Source organism: Kribbella sp. NPDC050124, assembly GCF_044460355.1.
In the GTDB taxonomy this organism is placed as follows: domain Bacteria; phylum Actinomycetota; class Actinomycetes; order Propionibacteriales; family Kribbellaceae; genus Kribbella.
In genome coordinates, this window is the sequence record NZ_JBITJU010000079.1 from 1 (window position 1) to 1,312 (window position 1,312).

Genomic DNA, 1,312 nt, shown 5'->3' on the forward strand with positions numbered 1-1,312 from the left:
TGATGCGCCCCGCGTTTTCCGGACAGCTCTTAACGGCTAATTCACGCTGCGAGCTGCCGTTCCAGATACTCGTCATGGACCTGTTGTGGGGTTCGGTAGGCGAGTCCTGAATGGCGACGTCGTGAATTGTAGCGGAGTTCGATGTAGCGCGCAATATCGCGGTAGGCGTGCGCGCGGGTCGGGTACTGCGTACGATGAACACGCTCGTTCTTCAGCACGCCGAAAAACGATTCGGCCATCGCATTGTCGTAACATACGCCGGTTTGCCCGACCGATTGCCGGAGGTTGAGCTTCTTCAATGTCTCGGCGAATTTGGTGGATGTATAGTTGCTGCCGCGGTCGGAATGGAAAATGGCACCTTCGGCAAGCTGGTGATTGCGGGCGGCCATCTCGATGGCCCGCTCGATAAGCGGGGCCTTGTAATTGTCGTCCATCGCCCAGCCGATCACGGCTTTGGTGTAGCAATCGATGACAGTGGCCAAATAGACCCATCCTTCCCAGGTCTCAATATAGGTGATATCGCCGACCATTTTCTGCCCAGGAGCGTCGGCGGTGAAGTCGCGGCTCACGAGGTCGGGGATGTGGTCGGTCTGGCCGTCGTTGTCGGTCAGGCCGACCCGCCACGGCCTGGGCTGGCACGGCTCCAGGTCAAGTTCCCGCATGAGGCAGCGCACGAGCTCAGGCCCGCACGAGACGCCCCAGGCGGCAAGGTCAGCGTGGACCCGGCGGTAGCCGTAGGTGCCGTCGGAATCGGTGAACGACTTGACGATGATCAGCTTCAGATCTTCGCGTCTTTCCGCGGTGGCAGACGCCGGCCGATCCCTCCATTCGTAGAATCCGGAGCGGGACACTTCCAGGAGCGCGCACATCTTGACGACAGACAGTGCCGCCAGCGCGGATTCGGCGTTCTCGGTGTTGGCTGCGTGCTCTGCATCGATGAACTCGAACTTGTCACTCACCGATGATCCTTGGCAAAGTACGCCGCGGCTTTTTTCAGGAACTCGTTCTCCAGTCGCAGTTCCCGCGCTTCGCGTTCAAGCTCCCGAAGCCTGGCCCGCTCGTCCACCGACAGCGGCGCCTCCTCGCCGGCATGCTCACGACGATACGCATTAACCCAGTTAGCAAGAGTACCCGGATTAACACCGATCTCCCTGGCCACCTGAGCGACCGGACGCGAAGTCTCGATCACCATCTTCACGGCTTCCTCCCGAAACTCAGGAGAAAAGCTCCTCTTCGGACGCGGCAAAGATCTTCCTTTCCAGACAACCCAATCTTAGTTGGGTCGCTGTCCGGCAACCTCGGGGCACCTCAG

Annotated in this window: 1 protein-coding gene; it reads right to left on the reverse strand. The window is 60.1% G+C overall.

The genetic code is table 11. The features are described from left to right. Positions 1–41 precede the first annotated feature (41 nt). Positions 42–1,246 (reverse strand): IS3 family transposase gene (locus ACIBL3_RS47285; RefSeq protein ID WP_396360626.1). Its coding sequence is split into 2 segments (ribosomal slippage): positions 42–982 and positions 982–1,246, totalling 1,206 coding nucleotides; the frame shifts between segments, so codons are not numbered across the junction. Positions 1,247–1,312: the final 66 nt, after the last annotated feature.